Source organism: Sulfitobacter sp. KMM 9851 (assembly GCF_057178245.1).
Map to the genome: position 1 here is coordinate 3241495 of NZ_CM169991.1, position 22564 is coordinate 3264058.

At 61.4% G+C, this 22564-nt stretch carries 22 protein-coding genes; 12 read left to right on the forward strand and 10 right to left on the reverse strand.

Translation table 11 applies throughout. The features are described 5' to 3' along the window. Nucleotides 1-92: 92 nt before the first annotated feature. Nucleotides 93-2513 carry a mechanosensitive ion channel domain-containing protein gene (locus AC1965_RS16030; RefSeq protein ID WP_483884842.1) on the reverse strand — a complete coding sequence of 807 codons (2421 nt, stop codon included), beginning with the start codon at nucleotides 2511-2513 and terminating at the stop codon, nucleotides 93-95. Nucleotides 2514-2746: 233 nt separating this feature from the next. On the opposite strand from AC1965_RS16030, the gene AC1965_RS16035 reads away from it, so the two are divergent. Genes AC1965_RS16035 through AC1965_RS16065 form a run of 7 tightly spaced genes read left to right on the forward strand, consistent with a single transcriptional unit; the run spans nucleotide 2747 to nucleotide 9128 of the window. Beyond that, nucleotides 2747-3091: a hypothetical protein gene (locus tag AC1965_RS16035; protein WP_483884843.1), complete on the forward strand. Its 345-nt coding sequence runs from the start codon at nucleotides 2747-2749 to the stop codon at nucleotides 3089-3091. Nucleotides 3092-3136: 45 nt separating this feature from the next. Further along, the gene (locus AC1965_RS16040) at nucleotides 3137-4348 is read left to right on the forward strand and encodes a glycosyltransferase family protein (RefSeq protein WP_483884844.1); all 1212 of its coding nucleotides are present in this window, start codon (nucleotides 3137-3139) and stop codon (nucleotides 4346-4348) included. After that, nucleotides 4345-5592 carry a glycosyltransferase family 4 protein gene (locus AC1965_RS16045; protein ID WP_483884845.1) on the forward strand — a complete coding sequence of 416 codons (1248 nt, stop codon included), beginning with the start codon at nucleotides 4345-4347 and terminating at the stop codon, nucleotides 5590-5592. The genes AC1965_RS16040 and AC1965_RS16045 overlap by 4 nt, the downstream gene beginning before the upstream one ends. Before the next feature lie 23 nt (nucleotides 5593-5615). Then, nucleotides 5616-6668: a glycosyltransferase gene (locus tag AC1965_RS16050; RefSeq protein WP_483884846.1), complete on the forward strand. Its 1053-nt coding sequence runs from the start codon at nucleotides 5616-5618 to the stop codon at nucleotides 6666-6668. Continuing rightward, nucleotides 6665-7249: a histidine phosphatase family protein gene (locus AC1965_RS16055; protein ID WP_483884847.1), complete on the forward strand. Its 585-nt coding sequence runs from the start codon at nucleotides 6665-6667 to the stop codon at nucleotides 7247-7249. Before AC1965_RS16050 ends, AC1965_RS16055 begins: the two co-directional genes overlap by 4 nt. Beyond that, nucleotides 7246-8382 carry a glycosyltransferase family protein gene (locus tag AC1965_RS16060; protein WP_483884848.1) on the forward strand — a complete coding sequence of 379 codons (1137 nt, stop codon included), beginning with the start codon at nucleotides 7246-7248 and terminating at the stop codon, nucleotides 8380-8382. Before AC1965_RS16055 ends, AC1965_RS16060 begins: the two co-directional genes overlap by 4 nt. Further along, the gene (locus tag AC1965_RS16065) at nucleotides 8379-9128 is read left to right on the forward strand and encodes a polysaccharide deacetylase family protein (protein WP_483884849.1); all 750 of its coding nucleotides are present in this window, start codon (nucleotides 8379-8381) and stop codon (nucleotides 9126-9128) included. The genes AC1965_RS16060 and AC1965_RS16065 overlap by 4 nt, the downstream gene beginning before the upstream one ends. Here the strand turns inward: AC1965_RS16065 and AC1965_RS16070 are convergent. Continuing rightward, on the reverse strand, nucleotides 9120-9950 hold the full coding sequence (locus AC1965_RS16070; protein WP_483884850.1) for a 3-oxoadipate:acetyl-CoA acetyltransferase: 831 nt from the start codon (nucleotides 9948-9950) through the stop codon (nucleotides 9120-9122). The genes AC1965_RS16065 and AC1965_RS16070 overlap by 9 nt on opposite strands. 139 nt (nucleotides 9951-10089) lie before the next feature. Further along, nucleotides 10090-10617, reverse strand: a complete 528-nt coding sequence (locus tag AC1965_RS16075) for an alkylphosphonate utilization protein (RefSeq protein ID WP_483884851.1) — start codon at nucleotides 10615-10617, stop codon at nucleotides 10090-10092. A 523-nt stretch (nucleotides 10618-11140) separates the two neighbouring features. Here AC1965_RS16075 and AC1965_RS16080 point away from each other — a divergent pair. Next, complete coding sequence (locus AC1965_RS16080; RefSeq protein WP_483884852.1) at nucleotides 11141-11998, forward strand: hypothetical protein; 858 nt, start codon at nucleotides 11141-11143, stop codon at nucleotides 11996-11998. Nucleotides 11999-12077: 79 nt separating this feature from the next. On the opposite strand, the gene lepA is transcribed toward AC1965_RS16080, so the two are convergent. Further along, nucleotides 12078-13877, reverse strand: coding sequence for a translation elongation factor 4 (gene lepA / locus AC1965_RS16085; protein ID WP_483884853.1), 1800 nt, complete (start codon nucleotides 13875-13877; stop codon nucleotides 12078-12080). A 331-nt stretch (nucleotides 13878-14208) separates the two neighbouring features. Here lepA and AC1965_RS16090 point away from each other — a divergent pair, with 331 nt between their 5' ends. Then, a complete protein-coding gene (locus AC1965_RS16090) occupies nucleotides 14209-14583 on the forward strand; it encodes a hypothetical protein (protein ID WP_483884854.1) in 375 nt (124 codons plus the stop codon). Nucleotides 14584-14607: 24 nt separating this feature from the next. Here the strand turns inward: AC1965_RS16090 and AC1965_RS16095 are convergent, their stop codons facing one another. Beyond that, entirely contained in the window at nucleotides 14608-15069 is a 462-nt protein-coding gene (locus AC1965_RS16095) for an arsenate-mycothiol transferase ArsC (RefSeq protein WP_483884855.1), read from the reverse strand. After that, nucleotides 15070-15549 (reverse strand): UPF0262 family protein, encoded by a 480-nt coding sequence (locus tag AC1965_RS16100; protein ID WP_483884856.1) that lies wholly within the window; start codon nucleotides 15547-15549, stop codon nucleotides 15070-15072. Between the two features lie 61 nt (nucleotides 15550-15610). Here AC1965_RS16100 and AC1965_RS16105 point away from each other — a divergent pair, with 61 nt between their 5' ends. Further along, complete coding sequence (locus AC1965_RS16105) at nucleotides 15611-16891, forward strand: MFS transporter (protein WP_483884857.1); 1281 nt, start codon at nucleotides 15611-15613, stop codon at nucleotides 16889-16891. Nucleotides 16892-16945: 54 nt separating this feature from the next. Here the strand turns inward: AC1965_RS16105 and AC1965_RS16110 are convergent, their stop codons facing one another. From AC1965_RS16110 to clpS, 3 genes are read right to left on the reverse strand one after another with little or no spacing between them, the layout of a single operon-like run. Continuing rightward, nucleotides 16946-17746: an SDR family NAD(P)-dependent oxidoreductase gene (locus AC1965_RS16110; protein ID WP_483884858.1), complete on the reverse strand. Its 801-nt coding sequence runs from the start codon at nucleotides 17744-17746 to the stop codon at nucleotides 16946-16948. A 28-nt stretch (nucleotides 17747-17774) separates the two neighbouring features. Next, entirely contained in the window at nucleotides 17775-18773 is a 999-nt protein-coding gene (locus tag AC1965_RS16115) for a class I SAM-dependent methyltransferase (protein WP_483884859.1), read from the reverse strand. A 3-nt stretch (nucleotides 18774-18776) separates the two neighbouring features. Further along, a complete protein-coding gene (gene clpS, locus AC1965_RS16120) occupies nucleotides 18777-19118 on the reverse strand; it encodes an ATP-dependent Clp protease adapter ClpS (RefSeq protein WP_483887067.1) in 342 nt (113 codons plus the stop codon). A gap of 108 nt (nucleotides 19119-19226) precedes the next feature. Here clpS and AC1965_RS16125 point away from each other — a divergent pair, with 108 nt between their 5' ends. Together AC1965_RS16125 and AC1965_RS16130 are read left to right on the forward strand one after the other, a co-directional pair. Further along, nucleotides 19227-19934 (forward strand): HAD family hydrolase, encoded by a 708-nt coding sequence (locus tag AC1965_RS16125; protein ID WP_483884860.1) that lies wholly within the window; start codon nucleotides 19227-19229, stop codon nucleotides 19932-19934. A 244-nt stretch (nucleotides 19935-20178) separates the two neighbouring features. After that, a complete protein-coding gene (locus tag AC1965_RS16130) occupies nucleotides 20179-21663 on the forward strand; it encodes a serine hydrolase (RefSeq protein ID WP_483887068.1) in 1485 nt (494 codons plus the stop codon). Here AC1965_RS16130 and AC1965_RS16135 read toward each other — a convergent pair. Continuing rightward, a complete protein-coding gene (locus AC1965_RS16135) occupies nucleotides 21644-22546 on the reverse strand; it encodes a LysR family transcriptional regulator (protein ID WP_483884861.1) in 903 nt (300 codons plus the stop codon). The two genes, AC1965_RS16130 and AC1965_RS16135, sit on opposite strands and share 20 nt — an antisense overlap. Nucleotides 22547-22564 lie beyond the last annotated feature (18 nt).

The window sequence follows — 22564 nt, forward strand, 5'->3', positions numbered from 1 at the left end:
TTCTCCTGTGGGATGATGCGGTACAAGCTAGCGGGTCAAAGCGCGGTTTCAACGCCACAGCCAAGCCTCCTGCGCAAAATGCCGCCAGTGGCTCAGCGGTCGTCGCCGCCACTTCCCGGTGCTTCGATCTCGTCCTCCTGCGCGGATGCCTGCGCCGCTGCCGTTACGGCGCGTTTCTGTTCATCGCTCAGATCTGCCACCTTGCCCTCCGCCAGCCGCACCGTCACCTCACGGTGGGCAAAGCGGATGCCCTCGCGTTCGAACAGCGCACGGATTTCTTCGTAGACGCGCTTGCGCACCAGCCATTGATCACCCGGTTTGGTCATAAACTTGACCCGGATTATCATGGCACTGTCCTGCATTTCGATCACACCTTGGGATTTGAGCGGTTGAATAAAGTTTTCCCCGATGACCGGATCGTCCAACAGTTCGATGCCAAGGTTCTTGATCAGTTTGCGGACCCGTTCCACATCGGTGTCATAGGTCACACGCAACGGCAGCTTCATGATGACCCAGTCGCGCGAATAATTGGTCATGACCTGCAATTCGCCAAAGGGGATCGTGTGCAGATAGCCAAGGTGATGGCGCAGTTGAAACGATCTGACAGAGATTTTCTCGACCGTGCCCTTCACCCCTCCGACGTCCAGATATTCGCCCTTGCGAAAGGCATCATCAAACAAAAAGAACGCCCCGGCAAATACATCGCGCACCAAAGCCTGTGAGCCAAACCCGATCGCGATGCCCACGATACCCGCCCCGGCAAAGAGCGGGCCTACGTTTACGCCCATGCCCATCAGCAAGATCAGCACCACGGCGACCACCACGGTGACCAGTACAAAATTGCGAAACAGCGGCAGTAGCGTGGCCAGTCGACTGGCGGATGATCCACCGCCCTCGTCGCCCAGTTCGGCCTCTTCCTCGTCGCCGCGCTCTTCTTCGATTTTAGTGTCAATCCAGATGCGAAACGCGTGATAGACCACGTAACCAATGAAAATCGTGACCATGAAATCCAGCAACCGGTCGGCGTATGTCTCGGCCATTTCGGCGCTTTTGTTGTCCCAGATGTAGAAAAACGCATAGGCCCCGGCGACAAAGGCGAGGATACCCGCCACCCGGCGCGCCAGCTCTTCGAACGTCGTAAGGCCCCGTCTGGGTATCAAATCAGTTTGGATTTCCTCAATCGCCTGGGGTGGTTCAGCCGGGCCTTGTACGGTCGAACCTGCGTCCGCATCAGCGCCCTTGTCCATCTGCTCGCGGGCTTCGGCCTGTGCCTCTTGCTCGGCGCGCAGCGCGTTGACGCGGCGGATCGCGCGGGCGCGGGCGAACCAGCGCTCGATGACATAGTTGATCCCCCCATATACCACGATGATCGAGATCAAGATGCCATAAGCCCCCGCGATCAGGGGGATCGAACTTGGATTGCCGAGTACCAGATCATACGTCAGTTCAAACCAAGCAAAGATCACATATACGATCACCGTCGGCGCCCAGACCCGGCACAGGATACGGGTGATCAGGCTACATTCTTCCAGCGGCTTGCCATGGCGCAGCGCGCGGGTGATGGCGTGGCGGTTGATCAGCACCATCAGAATATTCAGCAATACGATAAAGGCCGACATCATCGCGGCGATAAAAGCATAAGCGTCGTAGTTCAGCCCCAACTCGCCGATCCACAAGCCAAACAGGATGGCGCAGATGTCGACCGTACCCAGTATCCACAGCCAACGGTGCAGGCGTTTTGCATCGCGATCACCCAGCGCAGGAATGCGGTATTGCGGCAGGAACGGCGACAGGATCATCCGCCACAGGCCGGCCACGAAACGACAGGCGAAATAGCCGATGTTGATCAGCGTTACAGTGAACTGCATCGCCGTGTCTTCCAGCGGTCCAAAGATGACAAGGCCCAACACATAGGCCACCGCCATCGACACCAGAATACCCGCGACCCCCACGACAAAGCGGTAGATCAGGAAAGGCATCTTTTCGTAATAGCCCCGCGGATCATCCTTGATCCGAGCCACGACATGCCTGCGTGCAAAGCGTTTGCCGAAAACCTGCCGTTCGACAACAACACCCAGCGACAACATCACCAGACTCAGTACAAGCGCTTTGCCAAAGGCCCAGAGCGTGCCATCGGGGCTGGCGGCGCGCAGGATATAGATCACTTCGTTGAAGGCGACCGGCAATTGCAGCACCCGTTCCAGCAAGGCAGCGCGGAACCGGGCGGCATCATCCTGCATCTTCATCAGGGCGGAATGTTCTGGTTCGCCATCCTGGGGTGCGTCTTGGCGCGGTGCCACATCGGTCGGCGCTGAAACAAGATTGCCCGCGCTGTCGATCACGATCACATTCACGCCGCTGTCGGCGGCCTGCTTGATGATCGCGTCAATGTTATCTTGGGCGATCTTCCCGCCGGCTGACGCGTCTTGTTTGCCGCTTGCGCCCGTGAACAAGGATCCGACCCCCTGCGCTTCTGCCTGTTCGGGCATGAAAAACACAAAAGTCGCGATCATCAGGCAAAGAACCGAAGATATCCGCATGTTGCTCCCAAGCGGCCAGGGCGGCCCCTGTTTACGCTATGTCAGCCGTGCCGCCATTGCAATTGGGCGCCTGTGGTCACACATGCCACCCCACTGGCATAAGCGCGTGCGGATGAATGCCTTTTTGCAAGCCACGCCAAACTGTGCCATAGCGAAATGGTCCCCATGGGCCGCCCCACGACGCCAAGACCGCAAGGAACCGCCCCATGTCCGAGACCACTGCCCCCGACACCGGAAAGACAGCTGTAGTCGGCATGGGCGATGGCGGCCTGCCGCTGGCGCGCGCTGGTTTCACCGTGACCGGGCCGGACACCCACGAGCCGACCATCGCAGCACGGCGTGTCGGCACCGAACGGCTGCGCGATAAACATGGGCTGATGGCCGTCGAAACACCCGCGCCGGATACCTATCATGCTATTGTCGTGGCCGTGGGCTACCGCGACTTTGTGGCCATGGGGGCCGAGGCCCTGCGTAAGCTAGGTAAAGCCGGGGCTTTGGTCTATGACATCAAGGGAATTTTCGGCAAAACGGGCAGCGATCTGCGGCTATAGCCACAGGTCACAACCACAGCGATAGACGACAAGGCAGGCGAACCTATGCGGCAGACAGGAAAACGGCATCACAGGGCCCCAGACGCGCCCCGGCGCATCATGTTCTACAGCCATGACACATTTGGCTTGGGTCATCTGCGCCGTTCGCGCGCGCTGGCCACGGCGCTGACCGAGGATGACAGGCAGGCCTCGGCGATCATCCTGACCGGGTCGCCCGTGGCAGGGCGTTTCACCTTTCCCGAACGCGTCGACCACATCCGTCTTCCGGGGGTGACCAAGCTGCCCGACGGGTCATATGTCAGTCAAACGCTGGGCCTCGACATAGACGACACCACATCGTTGCGCGCCGGGCTTATCCAGACGGCGATCGAGGAATACGAGCCCGATCTGCTGATTGTCGACAAGGAACCCACCGGATTTCGTGGTGAACTGCTGCCGACGCTGGAATGGCTGCGCCTGCGCGGGCGGACGCGCACGGTTCTGGGCCTGCGCGACGTGCTGGACGAACCCGAGGTTCTGGCCGCCGAATGGGCGCGCAAAGGCGCGGTTTCGGCGGCGGACCACCTCTATGATGAAATCTGGATTTACGGCGTGCGCGATGTCTATGACCCCACCGAAGGTCTGCCGCTGGCGCCTGCCACACGCGAACGTATGCATTGGACAGGCTATCTGCGCCGCGAAGTCACCGATGCCGCCGATACACCCGCCACGCCCTATATCCTCATCACGCCGGGCGGCGGCGGTGACGGTGCCGCGATGGTGGCACAAGTGCTGGCGGCCTATGAACAAGACCCGACACTGTCCCCCAATGCCGTGCTCGTCTACGGACCGTTCCTGTCCGGCGAAGTGCGCGACGGCTTTGACGCGCGGGTGGCGAAACTGGGTGGGCGTGTCACTGCCGTGGGGTTCGACAGTCGCATTGAGGCGCTGTTCGCCGGGGCCGACGGCGTGGTGTCGATGGGCGGCTACAACACGTTCTGCGAAGTGCTGTCGTTCGACAAACGCGCCGTGATCGTGCCGCGCACCGTGCCACGGCTGGAACAATGGCTGCGTGCCAGCCGCGCCGAAGAACTGGGGCTGGTGCGGATGCTGGACGAAACCCGCGATGGTGCCACCGCCGAGGCGATGATCGACGCGATCCGTCATTTGCCGCAGCAGGGCAAACCCTCTGACGCGGGGGCTGATGGGCTGCTCGACGGGCTGGACGTGGTCAAGGAACGCGCCCGCATGCTGATGAACGGCGAGGTGAAGCCGTGACAGACGCCGCCCCGCTGGCCGTGGTGGTCAAGGGTTGGCCGCGCCTGTCCGAGACCTTTATCGCGCAAGAACTGGTGGCGCTGGAAGAAGCGGGCCTCAGATTTGAGATCTGGTCACTTCGCCACCCGACCGACACAAAAACGCACCCCCTGCACGACCGTTTGCGCGCACCGGTGCGCTATTTGCCCGAATACCTGCGGGACGCGCCAGAGCGTGTGGCCAAGGCGCGCGACGCCGCCCGCGTCATGCCCGGCTATGTCGCCGCCAAGGCCGCGTTTGAGGCGGATCTGGCCCGCGACGACACGCCAAACCGGCGCCGCCGCTGGGGTCAGGCCTGCGTCCTGGCACATGAGGCCCCTGCCGATCTGCGCGGGTTATATGCGCATTTCCTGCATACCCCGTCGTCCGTCGCGCGCTATGCCGCGATCCTGCGCGGGCTGCCATGGTCCTTTTCCGCCCATGCCAAAGACATCTGGACATCGCCAGACTGGGAGCTGCGCGAGAAACTTTCACCCGCCCATCATGGCGCAGATTTCGGGGCCACCTGCACCGCCTTTGGCGCGGCACATCTGCGCGATCTGGCCGGTGATCCGGGGCGGGTCGATCTGGTCTATCACGGGCTTGATCTGGCGCGGTTTCCCACCCCGCCCGACCGCGCGCCACGCGCGACTGATGGCTCGCTGCACCTGATGTCGGTGGGTCGTCTGGTCGAGAAAAAGGGTTTTGACAATCTGATCGACGCGCTGGCCCTGCTGCCTGAAACACTCAACTGGCACTGGACCCATATCGGCGGCGGCGCCTTGCAGCAGGAGATGCAGGCGCGCGCGACCGAATGTGGTGTCGCTGCCGACATCACATGGCGCGGGGCCTGTGACCAACCCGAAGTGATCGCCGCCATGCGCGCCGCCGATCTGTTCGTGCTGCCCTCGCGCGTGGCACAGGATGGTGACCGCGACGGGCTGCCCAACGTATTGATGGAGGCCGCAAGCCAGCGCCTGCCGATCCTCAGCACCGCGGTGTCTGCCATTCCAGAATTTATTGATAACGGCACCCACGGATTGCTCAGCGACGACGCGCCGACGGCACTGGCGCAGGCAATTGCGGACTTCGCCGCCGACCCTGCACTTGGCCCTAGGCTGGCCAATAATGCGCTTGCCAGACTGCAAAGCGACTTTACGATGGCCCCTGGCATCGCCCATCTGCACAGCCGTCTGCGACAGATGCTGGCCCTCCGGCCCGCCTGATGCGGTTGGCCTTTTACGCCCCGATGAAACCGCCCGATCACGCTGTGGCCTCGGGGGATCGCCAAATGGCGCAATCACTGGTCCTCGCGTTGCAACATATCGGCGCAAAGATCACTCTGGCCAGCCGGCTGCGCAGTCGAGATGGCACCGGCGACGCTGCCACTCAGCGCCACCTGACCGCCGCCGCCGCCGCCGAAATCCCCGCATTGATTGCCCAGGGCCGCGCCGAAGGATGGCAGGCCTGGATCACGTATCACAACTATTACAAAGCGCCCGATTTGCTCGGCCCGGCTGTGGCCGGTGCTCTGTCGATCCCCTATCTTCAGGTGGAATCGACCCGTTCCCGCCGCCGGCTGACCGGCCCATGGGCAGCATTCGCAAAGGCGGCAGAGGCCGCCAGCGACGCCGCAGATGCGATTTTCTACCTGACAGCCCGCGACGCCGAGACCCTGCGCCGGGATGCACCGCCGGGGCAAAGTCTGATCCATTTGCGGCCCTTCCTGACCCTCTCAGAACTGCCCGCGGCTGCCGACTTGGACGGTCCGATGCTCTGTGTCGGGATGATGCGCGCGGGTGACAAATTGGCCTCCTACCGGATCATCGCAGACACGTTGGCACTGTTGCCCCGCGACAGCTGGCAGTTGCAGATCGCGGGCGATGGGCCGGAACGCGCCGCTGTTGGCGCGCTGATGGCGCGCTTTGGCACGGCGGTCCATTTGCTCGGTGCGCTGGACGCCGCTGCAATGGCACGGGTCTATGCCCAGTCCTCGCTGTTGTTCTGGCCCGGTGTGAATGAAGCCTTCGGTATGGTCTATCTCGAAGCGGCGGCGTCAGGGCTGCCGATCGTCGCACAGGATCGCCCCGGCGTGCGCGATGTGCTGCCTCCTGCGCCACATCCTGCGCCGGATGCCGGTGCCTCGGCCCTTGCGGCGCGGCTGGCTGGTTTGAACAGCGATGCGGCGGCACGACAGCACGAAGGGGCCGCCGCCCGGGCACAGGTCGCCGCCCGGCACCTCATGCCGCAGGCTGCGGCGACCTTGGCACGTGGCCTTGCCGATTATGGGGTCCACCGATGATCCGCCTTGCCCTGCTGCGTCATGGACACACCGACTGGAACCGCGCGGGCCGCATTCAGGGGCGCACCGACGTGCCGCTTGACCCGACCGCGCGGGCAGAGCTAGGGCGCCTTTGCCTGCCTGCACCGTGGGATCACGCCACGCTCTGGTCCAGCCCGCTTGTCCGTGCGCGCGAAACGGCCAAGCTGGTCTCGGGCCGCGCCCCGCGCTGTGACCCCGCACTGATTGAAATGAACTGGGGCGATTGGGAAGGGCTGCATGGAACCGACCTTCGCGCCGATCCGGCCAGCGGATACCGCGATATCGAAAGCTGGGGCTGGGCCTATACTCCCCCCGGCGGAGAAAGCCCCGATGCCCTGCGCGCGCGCCTGATCCCATGGGCCTGTGCGCTAACCACCGACGCAGTAGCCATCTGCCATATCGGCGTCATGCGGGTGCTGCTGGCCCATGCCAGCGGATGGAATTTCGACGGCGCTGCACCCTTTCAGATCAAGCGTAACCGGCTGTACATCATAACGATTTCACCACTCGAATGGCGAATGGCCCGCACCCCGATCAGGCTGGAGGAACGACAGCCATGAAGGTTATGATCGTCGTCACCCACTTGCTTGGCACCGGCCATCTGGCGCGGGCGCTGACACTGGCGCGGGCGTATCAGGCAGCAGGGCATCAGGTGCGCGTGGCCTCTGGCGGTATGCCAGCGCCGCATCTGGATCGCGGCGACGTGTCGATGGTGCAACTGCCGCCGCTGCGGTCGGACGGGGTGGATTTCACACGGCTGCTGAATACCTCGGGTGAGCCTGCGGACGCAGCATATATGGGCCAACGGCAGGCGCAGCTACTGGCGATGCTGACCGATCCTCCCGAGGTCTTGATCACCGAACTCTTCCCCTTTGGCCGCCGTATTCTGCGCGATGAATTTACTGCCCTGCTGGACGCAGCCCGCGCTCTGCCCCGTCGCCCGCTGGTCTGTGCGTCGATCCGCGATATCCTTGCGCCACCGTCGAAACCCGCCAAGGCCGCGCTGGCAGAAACGCTGGTCGTGCGCCACTATGATGCCGTACTGGTACACGCCGACCGCGCTGTCATGCCGCTTGACCTTAGCTGGCCGGTGACACCGCAACTGGCGGAAAAACTGCACTACACTGGCTTTGTTGCCGCCCCCCCTTCAGGGCCACATCCGCAGGGCGTGGGCCGGGATGAGATCATCGTCAGCGCGGGCGGTGGCGACGTCGGTGCGGCCCTGTTTGAGGCGGCAATTGCCGCAGCCACGATGGACACCTCCCGGCGCTGGCGGTTGTTGCTGGGCGGTGCCGATGCCGCACAGCGGGCCAATGAACGTAGCGCGCAAGCCCCTGAAAACATGATGATCGAGCCCGCCCGGCCAGATTTTCGACAGATGCTATATGGTGCGTCGGTGTCAGTGTCGCTTTGTGGGTACAACACCGCGCTGGACGTGTTGCAATCGGGGTGTCGGGCGGTTTTTGTACCCTATGACGCTGGCACTGAAGTCGAGCAAGGCATCCGCGCCGATGCACTGGCCAAGCAGCCGGATATCACGGTTCTGCGCAATGCTGATCTGACGCCCGAGACCCTGCTTGGCGCTGTAGATCAGGTGCAGCGTGCGCCTGCACGGGTTGCGATGCAACAGGGCTGGGACGGGGCCGCACGGACGGTTGAGGTGACGACGGCATTGCGGGAGCGGATTGCATGAGGGTGGATTGGGCCGCGCTGCGGGCAGAACTGGCGATTTGGCGGCTCGAGGGGCTGGATTTGCCGATCTGGTGGCGCGATGACGACGCGGTTGAGGACACGCCAGAGCTGCGCCAAATGGTTGATCTGGCGACGGAATTATCGCTGCCGGTGCATCTGGCGGTGATCCCCAAACTGGCGACCGAAGGGTTAGCGGCTGTCTGTGGCGATAGCGCATTTCTGGTGCCCGTGGTGCATGGGTGGGCGCATGTGAACCACGCAGTGGACGGCCAGAAAAAGGCCGAGTTCGGGGCGCCACGTGCTGCGGCAGAGGGGGAAATTTCGCAAGGGCTGGAACGGGTTAAGAAACTGTTTAAAAACGATATTTTACCAATTTTTACACCACCTTGGAACCGTATCGACGCAGGTTTTTTGCCCCCGTTGGCGGCGGCGGGGTATCTGGGCGTGTCGACCTATACCGCCCGGGCGGCGCGGGAGGTGGTGCCGGGGTTGGTGCAGATCAACACCCATATGGACCCGATTTTCTGGCGGCAAGGTAAAGGGCTGGTGCCGCCAGACGTGCAAATTCGCGATTTGGTTCAACAGCTTGCAAACCGCAGGCAAGGTCGCGCGGATGCGGCGGAGCCGTTGGGGATGCTGACACACCATCTGGTGCAGGACACCGCGACATGGGAGTTTACCCGCGCGTGCCTTTCCGAATTGTTAAGTGGCGGGGCGCGGGTGGCTGATTTGGCGAGATTACCCTGACCGCAGACCAAGGATTTCGCGGGCTTGCGCCGGGGTGGCGACGGGTCTTTCGTATTTATCACAAAGACTTACGGCGCGCTTGATCAGGGCCGCGTTGGAGGGCGCGAGGGTATCGCGGTCTAGGCGCACGTTGTCTTCGAGGCCCGCGCGGGTGTGGCCGCCGGCGGCGATGGCCCATTCGTTAAGGACGATCTGATTTGGTCCGATCCCGGCGGCGCACCATTGGGCGTCGGGGGAGAGGCGATTGAGCGTTTTGATATAGAAATCAAAGGTTTCGCGGTCGGCGGGCATGGCATTTTTCACGCCCATGACGAACTGCACATACAGTTGGCCGGGGATGCGGCCATCGCGGTTCATTTCGGCGGCTTTGTGGATGTGGGATAGGTCGAAACACTCAATTTCCGGTTTAATATCATAGGTTTGCATCTCACTCGCCAGCCAATCGACCAATTGGGGCGGGTTTTCATAGACGCGGGTGGGGAAGTTGTTGGACCCGACGGAGAGCGAGGCCATATCGGGGCGCAGAGGCAACATACCGCCGCGCGCCTCGCCCGCGCCGGAGCGGCCCCCGGTGGAGAATTGTATAATCATTTCAGGGCAATGCGCCTTGACGCCTTCCATCAACCGGGCGAATTTTTCGGGGTCGGAGGACGGGGTTTCATCGTCGTTGCGGACATGGGCGTGGCAGATGGAGGCGCCGGCCTCATAAGCTTCGTGGGTGGATTCAACCTGTTCAGAGATTGTGATCGGCACCGCCGGATTGGCCGATTTCGTGGGGACAGAGCCGGTGATGGCAACGCAGAGAATGCAGGGATTTGACATGTCGATTTTTCCTGAAGTGACAGCGGCTTGGCCCGTGACGTGAAGGTATCACGCGAAGATTTATGAACGATTGGTTAAATGTCACATATTGTACACCGGGTGTACACTGCGCGTACATACGCGCGATCGCGGGGGTGGATCAGCGTTTTTTCACAAATTCGGTGAGAATCACGATGCGCTGTCCCTCGACGCGGCCCTCGATATGGGCGGGGTTATCAGCGACCAGCGAAATGCGCTGAACGGCGGTGCCGCGTTTGGCGGTAAAGCCGGCGCCTTTGACGTTAAGGTCTTTGATCAGGACCACGGTATCACCGGACGCCAGCGGCACGCCGTTGCTGTCGCGGTGGGCGGATTGGGTCGGGATGTTATCGGCCCCCATATTCTCAAACCAAGCGCGGGTGTCGTCGTCGAGGTACAGCTGATCGGCAAGATCGCGGGCCCAAGGCTCGGGGATTTTGGCGAGGGTGCGGGCGGCGAGGACCTGAATCGCGGGGTCTTCGGACCACATGGTGGAGGCCAGGGCGCGGAAGTGATCGGGATTTGGCGTGTCGCTGGCTGTTTGTTCGGCGCAGGTGGCGCAGATGGAGGCGCTGGCGTCAGCGGGGCCGCCGGGGACCGGGGTTTGGGTGAGCGGGGCGTTGGCTGTGGCGCAGAGGGGGCATGTCATGGGGAAGGTGTAGGTTGGGGGTGGCGGGGGTGCAATGGGATTGTGGGGGTGAGGCATGGTCCGGCGTAGCCGGATTGAACAGTCTGGGGGACTGTTCAAAGTGCCGAACGCATAATTCGCGAGAATTGGGCCGGGGATACGTTAGGTGCGTTTAATTGGGACTGCCGCGCCCGAACCGAGGGGCGGGGAAAAAGCGAAGCGCCCGCCCCGTGTGGGGGTCACCACCGGACCGGGCGCAGCCCGGCAATTGATCCGGGGGATCAATTGAGGTGGGGACGGGCGGAGCCCCGGGGTTCAGGGGGCTTTGAGACTGGGTGCTGGGGTTGATTGGGACTGCCGCGCCCGAACCGAGGGGCGGGGAAAAAGCGAAGCGCCCGCCCCGTGGGGGCGGTTCGGGCGCTGCCAAACCCATGGGGTTTGGCATTTGGGGGGCTATCAAATTTGTACAAATATATTCACTATCAAAGGTGATAGGTTTTACAAATAACGTCCCATCATATCATAAATACTCAGGAATACTAAAATGGAACCCTTGAGCACTTGGCTACGCGAATTACTATCAGTATTAGGTAGTGGCGCATCTGCCGCAGGAATACTTGCGTTGGTCGGTTATTTTCTTCGAGATATTATTTCGAAGTACATAGGGGAAAAACTCTCCCATGACAGCAAAGAAAAAATAGCTGAGTTAGACGATCGCCTCTCTCGTGAGAGGTCAAAAATAGATGATCTGCGACAAATTGTTATATCCGGGGCAAGATCGCGCAACGAAAAGCTTCTATCCAAACAAATTGATGCTGCGGAAAGCCTATGGCGCGCTGCTATGTTCAATAACAAACACAGAATGGCTACGCAATTTTTAAAGGCGTTCAAAATTGATGAAATGGACAAAGAAGTAAAGAGCGGAAAGCTTTCGGCCTTCGTTGACGCTTCCGCTAGAATGACCGGTGTCCAGCAATTGATTGACGAAGTAGAGGGCAAAACAAAAGTCGGTGCTAATGAGAATGATGCAGCGAACCTTTCGAGACCGTTTTTGTCTCCGTTTGCTTGGGCATTATACCAAGCACATTCTTCTACAATCTGGCACGCGGTGGTTACTATTGTTGGCTGGAAAAATGGAGTTTCTTCAGAAATCTTGAAGAACACGGAATTGGTAGAAGCAGTGCGAAAAGCGTTGCCACATCAAAAGTCTTTTCTCGAGGAGCACGGAGTAACGGGTGCATACTATTTGTTGGAGCATTTAGAAGAAGCTTTGCTACAAGAACTGAAAAGGTTCCTTAGGGATGGAAATACTGATCAAGATGCAATGGCTAGGGCCCAGGAGATATTAGCTTCAAGTAATGAGGTTCAATCTGTCTTGCCCCCAACGCCTATACCCAGCTAATGCCCCAAACACCACCGAGCGGGAACGCGCATTGCTACGCAATACGCTGCCTCCCGCGCGCTCTAAAACTGGCCAGCTTTTAGCTGTCCATTTTGAGGGCTGATATGAAAGCTTCCTGCGGAATATCCACCTTACCAAACTGGCGCATCTTCTTCTTACCAGCCTTCTGCTTCTCCAGCAGCTTCTTCTTGCGCGTCGCATCCCCGCCGTAGCACTTCGCGGTCACGTCTTTGCGCATGGCGGACAGCGTCTCGCGCGCAATCACCTTGCCGCCGATGGCCGCTTGGATCGGGATCTTGAACATGTGGCGGGGGATCAGGTCTTTTAGCTTTTCGACCATGGCGCGGCCACGGGTTTCGGCCCGGTCGCGGTGGACCATGGTGGAGAGTGCGTCGACGGGTTCGTCGTTGACCAGGATCGACATTTTCACCAGCGCGTCGGTGCGGTAGCCGATCATTTGGTAGTCAAAGGACGCATAGCCTTTGGTGACCGATTTCAGGCGGTCGTAGAAGTCGAAGACCACTTCGTTCAGCGGCAGGTCATAGACGACCATGGCGCGGGAACCGGCGTAGGTGAGATCCATCTGGATGCCGCGGCGGTCTTGGCAGAGTTTCAGCACGTCGCCGAGGTATTCATCGGGTACGAGGATTGTCGCCTTGATGCGCGGCTCTTCGAGGTGGTCGACATAGGTCAGGTCGGGCATGTCAGCGGGGTTGTGCAACTGGGTGACGGTGCCGTCTTTCATGTGGATGTCGTAGATCACCGATGGGGCGGTGGTGATCAGGTCGATGTCATATTCCCGTTCAATACGGTCGCGGATCACCTCGAGGTGCAGCAGGCCAAGGAAGCCGCAGCGGAAGCCAAAGCCGAGGGCGGCGGAGGTTTCCATCTCAAAGCTGAACGACGCGTCGTTGAGGGCGAGTTTTTCGATGGAATCGCGCAGGTCTTCGAATTCGGAGGCATCGACGGGGAAGAGGCCACAGAAGACCACGGGTTGCGCGGGTTTGAAGCCGGGCAGTGCCTTGTCGCAGCCGCGCTTTTCATGGGTGATGGTGTCGCCGACGCGGGTGTCGCGGACCTGTTTGATCGAGGCGGTGAGGAAGCCGATTTCGCCGGGGCCAAGCACGTCGATCTCTGTCATGGCGGGGCGGAAGACGCCGATGCGGTCAACGTGGTGGACGGACCCGTTTTGCATCATGCGGACGCGGTCGCCTTTTTTGAGTTGGCCATCCATGATGCGCACAAGGACGATGACGCCCAGGTAGCTGTCGTACCATGAATCCACCAGCATCGCCTTGAGCGGGGCGTCGAGCGTGCCTTTGGGGGCGGGCAGACGGGTGACGATCGCTTCGAGGGTTTCGCGGATGCCGACGCCGGTTTTGGCAGAGACGCGGATCGCCTCGGAGGCGTCGATGCCGATCACGTCTTCGATCTGTTCCGCGACACGGTCACATTCGGATGCGGGCAGGTCGATTTTATTAAGGACGGGGACGATTTCGTGGTCGGCGTCCAGGGCGTGATAGACATTGGCGAGGGTCTGCGCCTCGACGCCCTGGGTGCTGTCGACGACCAGAAGCGAGCCTTCGACCGCGCGCATGGAGCGGGAGACTTCGTAGGCGAAATCGACGTGACCGGGGGTGTCGATCAGATTGAGGACATAATCCTGCCCGTCGGCGGCGGTGTAGTTGATCCGCACGGTCTGGGCTTTGATGGTGATGCCGCGTTCGCGTTCGATATCCATGCTGTCGAGCATCTGTTCCTTCATGTCGCGCAGGGAAACAGTGTTCGTCTCTTGGATGAGCCGATCAGCGAGCGTGGATTTCCCGTGGTCGATATGGGCGACGATGGAGAAATTGCGGATGTTTGAAAGTGCTGTCATGCAAGGGGATATGGCGTAGTGCTGCGCCGGCGTCAATTGGGCAAAAGCACTGCCCACCAAGGCGCGCCCGGCTGTGGCGCTTTGCGGCGGGGCGTCGCGCAAAGGTCACAGTTTGGGGCCAGTGGTGCTGAGAGCGGCGGCGGTAAAGTTACGGATTGAGCGGCATCGCCCGCCCGTGGGGTGGCGGTGGCCCGACGCGCGGCGTGGCACCGGGCGGGGGCGTCAGAAACGTGAATTGCCCTGTCACACGGTTTGCGGCATACTGCGACCCAGAGCAGAACAGGACCAGCAAGGGGAAAACCCCACGGTCCATAGGGTATAGGGCAATTTCATGCTGCGTTATGTTGTGAGTTTTCTGGCGCTGTCCGCGCTGACGGCCTGTGGTGGCGGGTCTCGGTATGCCAGCAGCAATGCCTATGGCGGTGCGCGCTATACGCCTGCGCCAGTGTTGTTTGCGTCAGGGCCGATCCAGAAGGCCTGTCTGAGCGGGGGGCGCAAGGCGGCATCCCATACGCGCTGTGGCTGTGTGCAGGCCATAGCGGACCAGTCGCTGTCCGCGTCAGACCAGCGACGCGCCGCCAAGATGTTTGGCGACCCACACCAGTTTCAAGAGGTCCGCCAATCGAGCAATGCCGATAACGAGCGATTCTGGCTGGCTTGGAAGGCATTTGGCCAAAACGCGGCGGCGGCCTGCGCGAGCACCTGACGCGCCGCGCCGCTGGGCGCTGGGTCAACCTGTTGTGCAGGGCGGGCCAAAACGGTCGATCAACCGAGAGACGATCTGATCGCGGGCGGCACGGAACTGGGTCAGGTTGGCGCTGCGGCTTTCACCCAGCCCGGTGGGATCGAGGATCGGCCAGTATTCCACGTCGAGATGATAAAACCGCGTCAGTTCCAGCGCACGGCGTTGGCTGGCCGGGCTGAGCGCGATCACCAGATCAAACGAGCTGAGATCGTCGCCCCACTGTTCCATCTCGTCAAAGCTGCGGCTGCGGTGGCGGGCCAGTTCGACATCCATCTCGGCACAGACGGCAATGGAATAGCCGTCAATCTCAAGATCGTTCTTTACGCCCACGGATTGCACATAGGTGCCGGTGCCGTAAAACTTCTTCATGATCCCCTCGGCCATCGGTGAGCGCACTGCGTTGTGGTCGCAGCAAAACAGCACGGATTGAGGCAAGGGTTGCGTCATTTAACCGCCGAAATGCAAAACGCAGATGAGGGTGAAGAGTCGGCGCGCGGTGTCCTGATCAATCTCGGCCTTGCCAGAAAGCCGTTCCTGCAAGACGCGGCTGCCTTCGTTGTGGATGCCGCGGCGGGCCATGTCGATGGTTTCGATCTGGCTGGGGGGCAATTTCTTGACCGCCTCGAAATAGCTTTCGCAGATTTGAAAGTAATCCTTGACCACTTGCCGGAAGGGGCCAAGCGACAGATGAAATTCCGCTGCTTTTTCAGCGTTTTCAGTATTCACGTCAAAGACCAGCCGCTTGTCGCGAATAGACAGGCCCAGATGATAGGGCCCCTGCGGCACGGCGCCTTTTTCATGGGCGGGCAACACAAAGCTGTTGTCCTCCAGCAGGTCGAACATCGCGACTTTGCGTTCCTGTTCGATCTCGGGCGTCGGCGGTGGCAGGTTCGCATCATCTAGCGCGATATGGGTGATGCGGGACATCGGGCGCATCCTTTATGCTGGCGGTGTGCGGTGTGGATATCCCAGCCAGAGGGTCGGCGCAATGGCGTGGTGGCTTGACAGCCGGGTGCCGGGGCGACCTAGTGACGCCATGGCAATGATCCTGACAAACCGCAATTATCGGCTGCTGTTTTCGGCATCAGCCATTTCCAACCTCGGCGATGGCATTTCGGTGCTGGCGTTTCCCTGGCTTGCCTCGCTGATCACGCGCGATGCCGGGATGGTGGCACTGGTGGCCTTTGCGGGGCGTATTCCATGGCTGCTCTTGTCGATCCCGGCGGGGGTGATTACCGACCGGATGGACCGGGCGCGCCTGATCGTGCAGGCCGATGTGCTGCGATTGCTGCTGACGCTGGGGGTGATCGCAGTGATTTTCAGCCTGCCCGACCTGCCGCCACCGGGCAGCCCCCTGCCCTATATTTCCGCGCTGGCGGCACTGGCGTTCCTGCTGGGTTCGGCTGAGGTGCTGCGCGACAATGCGGCGCAGACGATGCTGCCCTCGGTGGTGGATAAGTCTGATCTGGAGCGCGCCAACGGCCAGATCTGGAGTATCGAACAAATCATGGGGTCGTTTGTGGGGCCGCCGCTGGCGGGTGTATTGATCGCACTTGCCCTGCCTGCCCCCTTCGCGCTGGACGCGCTGACCTTTGGTCTGGCGGCCTGGCTGGTGTGGTGCATGGTGCTGCCACCCTTTGCCGCGCCGCTGCGCCGGCCGCTCAAGGTCGAAGTGGCCGAGGCCTGGCAATGGTTGCGGCGACATCCAGTGGTGTTGCGGCTGGCGGTGATGCTGGGGCTGATGAATGCCTTTGCGCTGATGGGGATCACAATACTGGTGCTTTTCGCGCAAGACGTGCTGGGGCTGAACGCCACCGGTCACGGTCTGTTGCTGACCGCAGCAGCGGCGGGCGGTGTTCTGGGCGGGCTATATTGCCCGGCGCTGGCCACGCGACTGGGGGCGCAACGCAGCCTGTGGCTGGCGTTGGCGATCCTGCCGATCAGCATGGCCATGATTGCCGTGGCAACCCATTGGACCGTCGTTGCGCTGGCGCTGTTCATAGAAATGGGCGCCGCGATGCTGTGGAATGTCGTAACGGTGTCCTACCGCCAGCGGTTGATACCGGACGCAATGCTGGGGCGGGTGAACAGCCTGTACCGGTTTTTCGGCTGGGGCATTGCGCCCATCGGCGCGTTGATTGCCGGGGCCGTGGTTACGCTGGTCGAGCCGGATCTGGGCCGAGACATCGCGTTGCGCGCGCCCTATGCGCTGGCGGCCTTCGGCGGGTTTTTGATGACCGCATACGGGTGCTGGAAACTACGGCTCTGACCGCTTTTTTGGACCTTAAATACCTTTGCATCCCGGCAACGGCACAGCCCTACGTCAATGCGCAGGTGCCGTCACCGCATCCAGCAGGGTGCGCCCGCCATCAATCACCATGACTTCGCCCGTCATGAAGGCCGAGCTTTCGGCGGCGAGGAATTGCACCGCTTCGCATAATTCGTTCGGGGCGGCGATGCGGCCCAGCGGGGTGTGTTTGCGGATGTCATCGCGCCAGTCACGGTTGTCGGCCACCGCCGCGCGCAAAGACGCGCTCATGACCGACCCGAAAGAGATGGCGTTGACCCTGATCCGGTGCGGTGCCAGCACCAGCGCCAGGGACCGCGTCATCTGCTGCACGGCGGCAGAGGCGATGGAATAGCCCATCAGGTCGGGCTGGTGCTGCCGGGCAGAGATTGAGCTGAGGTTGATGATCGAGCCGACCTGCCCTTCGGGTTGATCTTCGGCCTGTTTCATCATCCGCCGCGCCACCTGTTGCGACAGTTGCAGGGCGGTCATCAGATTTTGCTGCAACAGCATGTCAACAGACGTGTCTTCGACGTCCAGCGGGTCGGTCAGCATGACCTGGCGCGAGGCGTTGACGAGAATATCAACCTGATCAAAGGCGTCGATGGTGGCCGAGACCAGATTGGCAATGGTCAGACGTTGGCGCAGGTCACCCGCAAAGACCCGCACATTGCCTTCGTCCGGGCTGTCGCCCAGTTCCTCGCGCAGTTTCTTTTCATTGGAATCGGCGCACATGACATTGGCGCCCTGATCGGCCAGATGGCGTGCGATCGCGAGGCCGATGCCGTCTGCGGCGCCGGTGATGATGGCCGTCTTGCCGGTGATCGAAAAGGACATGGGGTTTTCCCTTGCGGTTGGCTTTGGGTTAGAACGCGCGCCGGGTGCCCAGCGGGCGTGTGGCGTGGAACAATTTGAACCGCGCGTCACCCCCCAGATCGGACACCTGGGCAAAGCGTTTCTTGAGCTCTGTTTCGTAGGGCAGATGGCGGTTGGCGACCATCCACAGATCGCCGTGCCCCGACAGGATGCGCGCTGCCGCCGCAACAAAGGCCTGGCCGATCTGCGGCTCAGACGCGCGACCAGTGTGAAATGGCGGGTTCATAACGACTGTATCCATCCGGTGCGGCGGTTGCCAGTCGGTGGCATCGGCCCAGTGGAATTCCGCCCGTTCGTCAATCACGTTGTGACGCGCACAATCCAGCGCCATGTGGCCTGCTTCGACGAGGTGCAGGGTTTTCACGCCGGGGCGTGTCAGCACATGTGCCGACAAAAACCCCCAGCCCGCGCCCAGATCGGCCACCTCGTGCCCGAGGTTGTCAGGCAGCATGTCGACCAGCATGGCAGAGGCCAGATCGACCCCATCTGCCGAAAACACCCCCGGTGCGGTCCAAAATCCGCCATCAGTCTTGGACGGCCCCGCCTCCCAGTCGGTAAAGAACTCGGCGGCGGGGGCGGTGATCCAGTACAGCTTGCCATGGGCCTTGGCCACCGGGCCCTGTACCGTGACGCGCGCGCGCATTTCGCGCAGGATTGAATCGGCGCCATCGGTTTTCTGTCCGTCGATCACCACCGGCCCATCGCTGAGGCGGCAGGCCATGGCGATCATGGCGCGCGCTTCGGCCTTGGCCCGCGGCAGGCAGAGGATCACAGCAGCATAGCGGCCATCGGCCACAGGCACGGCATCATAGCCGCGCGCGGCCCAAGCATCATGGGCCGGTTTGAAATCGTGGATGATCTGGCAGCGGTCCATCGGCAGATCAGTCAGATCGGCCTCCACCGGGGGGTGGATGACAGCAATCGTGCCCTCGTCGGGCAGGTCCAACCCACCGCCGTTCAGCGCTAGCTGCAATCGCGAATCAATCACGCGCTATTCTTCTTTTTCCATGGTGCATTGCAGCGGGTGCTGGTGCCGCCGGGCAAAATCCATCACCATCGCGACCTTGGTCTCGGCTATTTCGTGAGAGAATACGCCCACCACCGCCAGCCCCTTTTTGTGGACGGTCAGCATGATCTCGAATGCCTGCGCGTGGTTAAGGCCAAAGAAGCGTTCAAGCACATGCACGACAAATTCCATCGGGGTGAAATCATCGTTCAACAGCATCACCTTATAGAGCGGTGGCCGCTTTGTCTTAGGCTTGGTTTTGGTCAGCAGGTCGGTTTCGTCGTCGTCACCGGGCCGATCCGCCATCATGTGCCAGTCTGTCATCATATGATCATCACGGCGCATTGCTGCTCCTGCGGGGTTGGTGTGAACCTTGTGAGTCGTTCAAGCGTCTATATAACCCTTGAACGCATTTAGAAAAGAGGCAGTACCGCATTGGCCCCACGGATCACAACCATCGGTTTCGATGCGGATGACACATTGTGGCATAACGAACGCTTTTTTGCACTGACGCAGGATCATTTTGCCGATCTGTTATCCGATCACGGGGACCGGGATGCGCTGATGGCGCGCCTGCTGGCGGCGGAGCGGCGTAATTTACCGCATTACGGCTTTGGCATCAAAGGATTTACCCTGTCGATGATCGAAACCGCAATTGAGGTGACAGACGGTAAGGTGCCCGCCGAGGCGATTGGCGCGCTGCTGGCCGCGGGACGCGAGATGCTGCGCCACCCGATCGAACTGTTGCCCCACGTGGAAGCGGCGCTGGACCAGTTGTCGGGACAATACCGCCTGATCCTGATCACCAAGGGTGACCTGATGGACCAGGAGCGCAAGCTGGCGCAGTCGGGTCTGCGCGCGCGTTTCGATGCGGTCGAAATCGTGTCTGACAAGACCAAAGCGGTCTATCAGGGCATTTTTGAGCGGCATGGCGATGGCACGGACCGGGGGCTTATGGTGGGCAATTCCATGGCCTCTGATGTTCTGCCGATGATAGCGGCGGGCGGATGGGGCGTGCATGTCCCGCACGCCCTGACATGGGCCATTGAACGGGCCGAAGCGCCCGCAGACGCCCCCCGGTTTGCCGCGCTTTCCGATCTTGGCGAGCTGCCCGATTTGGTGACTCGGATTGCCGAAGTGTAGCGCATTTACCCCAGTTTGAATCATGGCGGAGAACGCCTTTTTCCTGCCCAATTGTCGCCACATTCGCTTCTATGGTGGGGCAGTCAAACTGACCCCCTATATGTGGGTCGGCGGATTTTGTATTTTTGGTTAATTCCCTTGATTCAAAGGCTTTCTCGGATTTGCAAGCTGTGTTAGCCTAAGGGCAATAAATATGGCCAGTCGAACAATCGGCGGTCCTGAGGCAGCAAAAGGCAGTTTTATCATGAAGGCGCGGCGCGTTCAGCCGGCCCGTTACGGGCTATTTCTACTCGCAGCATTGTGGTTGTTGATCGTTGTGCCTTTGGGCGCGATGGCAGCCCCCTATGCCGCCTATGTCATTGATGCGCGCACCGGCAAGGAGCTGCACGCCAGCAATGCCGATACGCGGCTGCACCCCGCATCGCTGACCAAGATGATGACGCTTTACGTTGCCTTTGAGGCTATTGAACGCGGTGAAATCTCGCTTGATAGCATGGTCACCATTTCCCAAAAGGCCGCCAACGAAGAGCCCAGCAAGCTGGGCGTGCGGGCGGGCCAGAAAATCGCGCTGCGCTATTTGATCCGGGCCGCTGCGGTGAAATCGGCAAACGATGCGGCCACTGCAATCGGCGAGGCGATCGGCGGGTCAGAGGCGGCTTATGCCCGCCGGATGAACCGCACGGCCAAGGCACTGGGGATGACGCGCACGACGTTCAAGAACATGCACGGGCTGACCGAAACGGGCCATATGTCGACCGCACGTGACATGACGACCATGGGGCGGCATCTGCTGTATGACTATCCGCAATATTATAACCTGTTTTCCCGGCTGTCCGCAGATGCGGGCATCCGCACTGTGTCGCACACAAACCGCCGGTTCCTGTCGTCGTACAAGGGCGCAGACGGGATCAAGACCGGATATACCCGCGCGGCGGGGTTCAACCTGACCGCATCGGCGGAGCGGGGCAATGAACGTATTATCGTCACCGTCTTTGGCGGTCAGTCCACAGCGTCGCGCAATGCCAAGGTTGCCGAACTCATGGACATGGGTTTCCGCCGCGCGCCGTCGAGCGCGCCGCTGAGCAAGCCAAGCACCCCGGTTTATGCCGATGTCGAAACCGGCCCTTCGAGCGTGCCGGGATCAACCGTCGGCGGCGCGGGCAAGACGATCCGACTGGTCGGCGCCGTTACCACGTCGAAGCGTCCACACCTGCGGCCCGGCGCCGCGCTGGAGGTCGTTGTGGCCACGGCGGAGCAGCCTGATGCGACCAGTGTCGTATCCAACAGCGATATTACTGCGGCGCTGCGCGAAGCGGTCCAGACGCCCGTGCCGGCCCCTAAGCCCCCGGCAACCCGGCAAGAAGAGAACATCACGCTGGCATCGGCCAATGTGTCGATCCGGCCCGAGCTACGCCCGGCCGACGAAACCCCCACGCAGACCAAAAAACAGGTGGTCGAGCAGGAAATCGTTACCCGTGTATCCACGTCAGGTGGGCGGCACTGGGGCGTCAATGTGGGCCGCTATTCCAGCCGTTACGAAGCCGAAAAGGTACTGCTGAAGACGGCGCTGGCCGAGATGGCGACATTGGATGGCACCCTGCGCAAGGTCGTGCAGCGACCGCAGGGATTTGACGCCAATTTCCTTGGCATGTCCCGTGAAAGTGCCGATCTGGCCTGCCGCCGTCTGGCTGCACGCAATGTAAGTTGCTTTATGGTTGGTCCAAGCTGACCGGATCTGGCGCGCGCCCTTCGCGGCGCAGCCAGCGGATGAAATCACGCAGCACCGGACGTTGCACGCCGGGGCGCGTCACGATGTAGTATCCGGCATCGCATTTTTCCTGTTCCATCAAGGCCAGCAAGCGGCCCGCAGCGATGTCCGCCTCGACAAAGGCGCGCACCGCCACGGCGACCCCCTGCCCGTTTCGCGCGCCATCCAACAGCAGATTGCCCGGCAGTTGGATCGACCCGCGCCCCATGCTTTTGTGTACCCCCTGATCGGCCAGCCAGCGCGACGCTTCGTTGGTGCCGTATTCTTCGAGCCAGGGCAGATCGGCCAGGGCCGCAGCACCCGTTATCGGTTTGGTGCCGACCAGCGCGGGTGCAGCGATGACAACCATCGGAGAACACAGCAGCATCTCGACGTCATGGCCCGGCCAGTGCCCCTTGCCATAGCGCAGAGCCACGTCGATCCCATCGCTGGCCAGTGGCACCACCGCCGGGGTCGGATTGAGCATCAGGTCGACATCCGGGTGCAGGGCGCGAAACTTGGGCAGGCGCGGCATCAGCCATGACACAGCAAAGCTGGGTGTGGTCGAGATGTGCAGCGGCCGGATGTCCTGCGCCCCGGTGATCTGCTGGCTGGCCTCGATCATGGTGCCAAAGCCGGATTGCAGCGCCTTGCCAAGCTGCTCTCCGGCCTTGGTCAGTTGCAGGGCGCGCCCGCTGCGGTCGAGAAGGGCGACATCAAGATGATCCTCAAGGCTGCGCAACTGCTGACTGATCGCGGCATGGGTCACACCCAGCGCCGCCCCCGCCGCCACGACGTTGCCGGTCTGGGCAAAGGCGGCAAAGGCGCGCAGGGCCGAGAGTGGGGGCAGGCTGCGCCAGTCCATGTGTTAGACGGCCTTACA

Excerpts from the sequence above, each read along its gene's own strand:
- AC1965_RS16030 (WP_483884842.1), bottom strand. The coding sequence starts at position 2,513 with ATGATCGCGACTTTTGTGTTTTTCATGCCCGAACAGGCAGAAGCGCAG.
- AC1965_RS16035 (WP_483884843.1), top strand. The coding sequence starts at position 2,747 with ATGTCCGAGACCACTGCCCCCGACACCGGAAAGACAGCTGTAGTCGGC.
- AC1965_RS16040 (WP_483884844.1), top strand. The coding sequence starts at position 3,137 with ATGCGGCAGACAGGAAAACGGCATCACAGGGCCCCAGACGCGCCCCGG.
- AC1965_RS16050 (WP_483884846.1), top strand. The coding sequence starts at position 5,616 with ATGAAACCGCCCGATCACGCTGTGGCCTCGGGGGATCGCCAAATGGCG.
- AC1965_RS16055 (WP_483884847.1), top strand. The coding sequence starts at position 6,665 with ATGATCCGCCTTGCCCTGCTGCGTCATGGACACACCGACTGGAACCGC.
- AC1965_RS16060 (WP_483884848.1), top strand. The coding sequence starts at position 7,246 with ATGAAGGTTATGATCGTCGTCACCCACTTGCTTGGCACCGGCCATCTG.
- AC1965_RS16065 (WP_483884849.1), top strand. The coding sequence starts at position 8,379 with ATGAGGGTGGATTGGGCCGCGCTGCGGGCAGAACTGGCGATTTGGCGG.
- AC1965_RS16070 (WP_483884850.1), bottom strand. The coding sequence starts at position 9,950 with ATGTCAAATCCCTGCATTCTCTGCGTTGCCATCACCGGCTCTGTCCCC.
- AC1965_RS16075 (WP_483884851.1), bottom strand. The coding sequence starts at position 10,617 with ATGACATGCCCCCTCTGCGCCACAGCCAACGCCCCGCTCACCCAAACC.
- AC1965_RS16080 (WP_483884852.1), top strand. The coding sequence starts at position 11,141 with ATGGAACCCTTGAGCACTTGGCTACGCGAATTACTATCAGTATTAGGT.
- lepA (WP_483884853.1), bottom strand. The coding sequence starts at position 13,877 with ATGACAGCACTTTCAAACATCCGCAATTTCTCCATCGTCGCCCATATC.
- AC1965_RS16090 (WP_483884854.1), top strand. The coding sequence starts at position 14,209 with ATGCTGCGTTATGTTGTGAGTTTTCTGGCGCTGTCCGCGCTGACGGCC.
- AC1965_RS16095 (WP_483884855.1), bottom strand. The coding sequence starts at position 15,069 with ATGACGCAACCCTTGCCTCAATCCGTGCTGTTTTGCTGCGACCACAAC.
- AC1965_RS16100 (WP_483884856.1), bottom strand. The coding sequence starts at position 15,549 with ATGTCCCGCATCACCCATATCGCGCTAGATGATGCGAACCTGCCACCG.
- AC1965_RS16105 (WP_483884857.1), top strand. The coding sequence starts at position 15,611 with ATGGCGTGGTGGCTTGACAGCCGGGTGCCGGGGCGACCTAGTGACGCC.
- AC1965_RS16110 (WP_483884858.1), bottom strand. The coding sequence starts at position 17,746 with ATGTCCTTTTCGATCACCGGCAAGACGGCCATCATCACCGGCGCCGCA.
- clpS (WP_483887067.1), bottom strand. The coding sequence starts at position 19,118 with ATGATGACAGACTGGCACATGATGGCGGATCGGCCCGGTGACGACGAC.
- AC1965_RS16130 (WP_483887068.1), top strand. The coding sequence starts at position 20,179 with ATGAAGGCGCGGCGCGTTCAGCCGGCCCGTTACGGGCTATTTCTACTC.
- AC1965_RS16135 (WP_483884861.1), bottom strand. The coding sequence starts at position 22,546 with ATGGACTGGCGCAGCCTGCCCCCACTCTCGGCCCTGCGCGCCTTTGCC.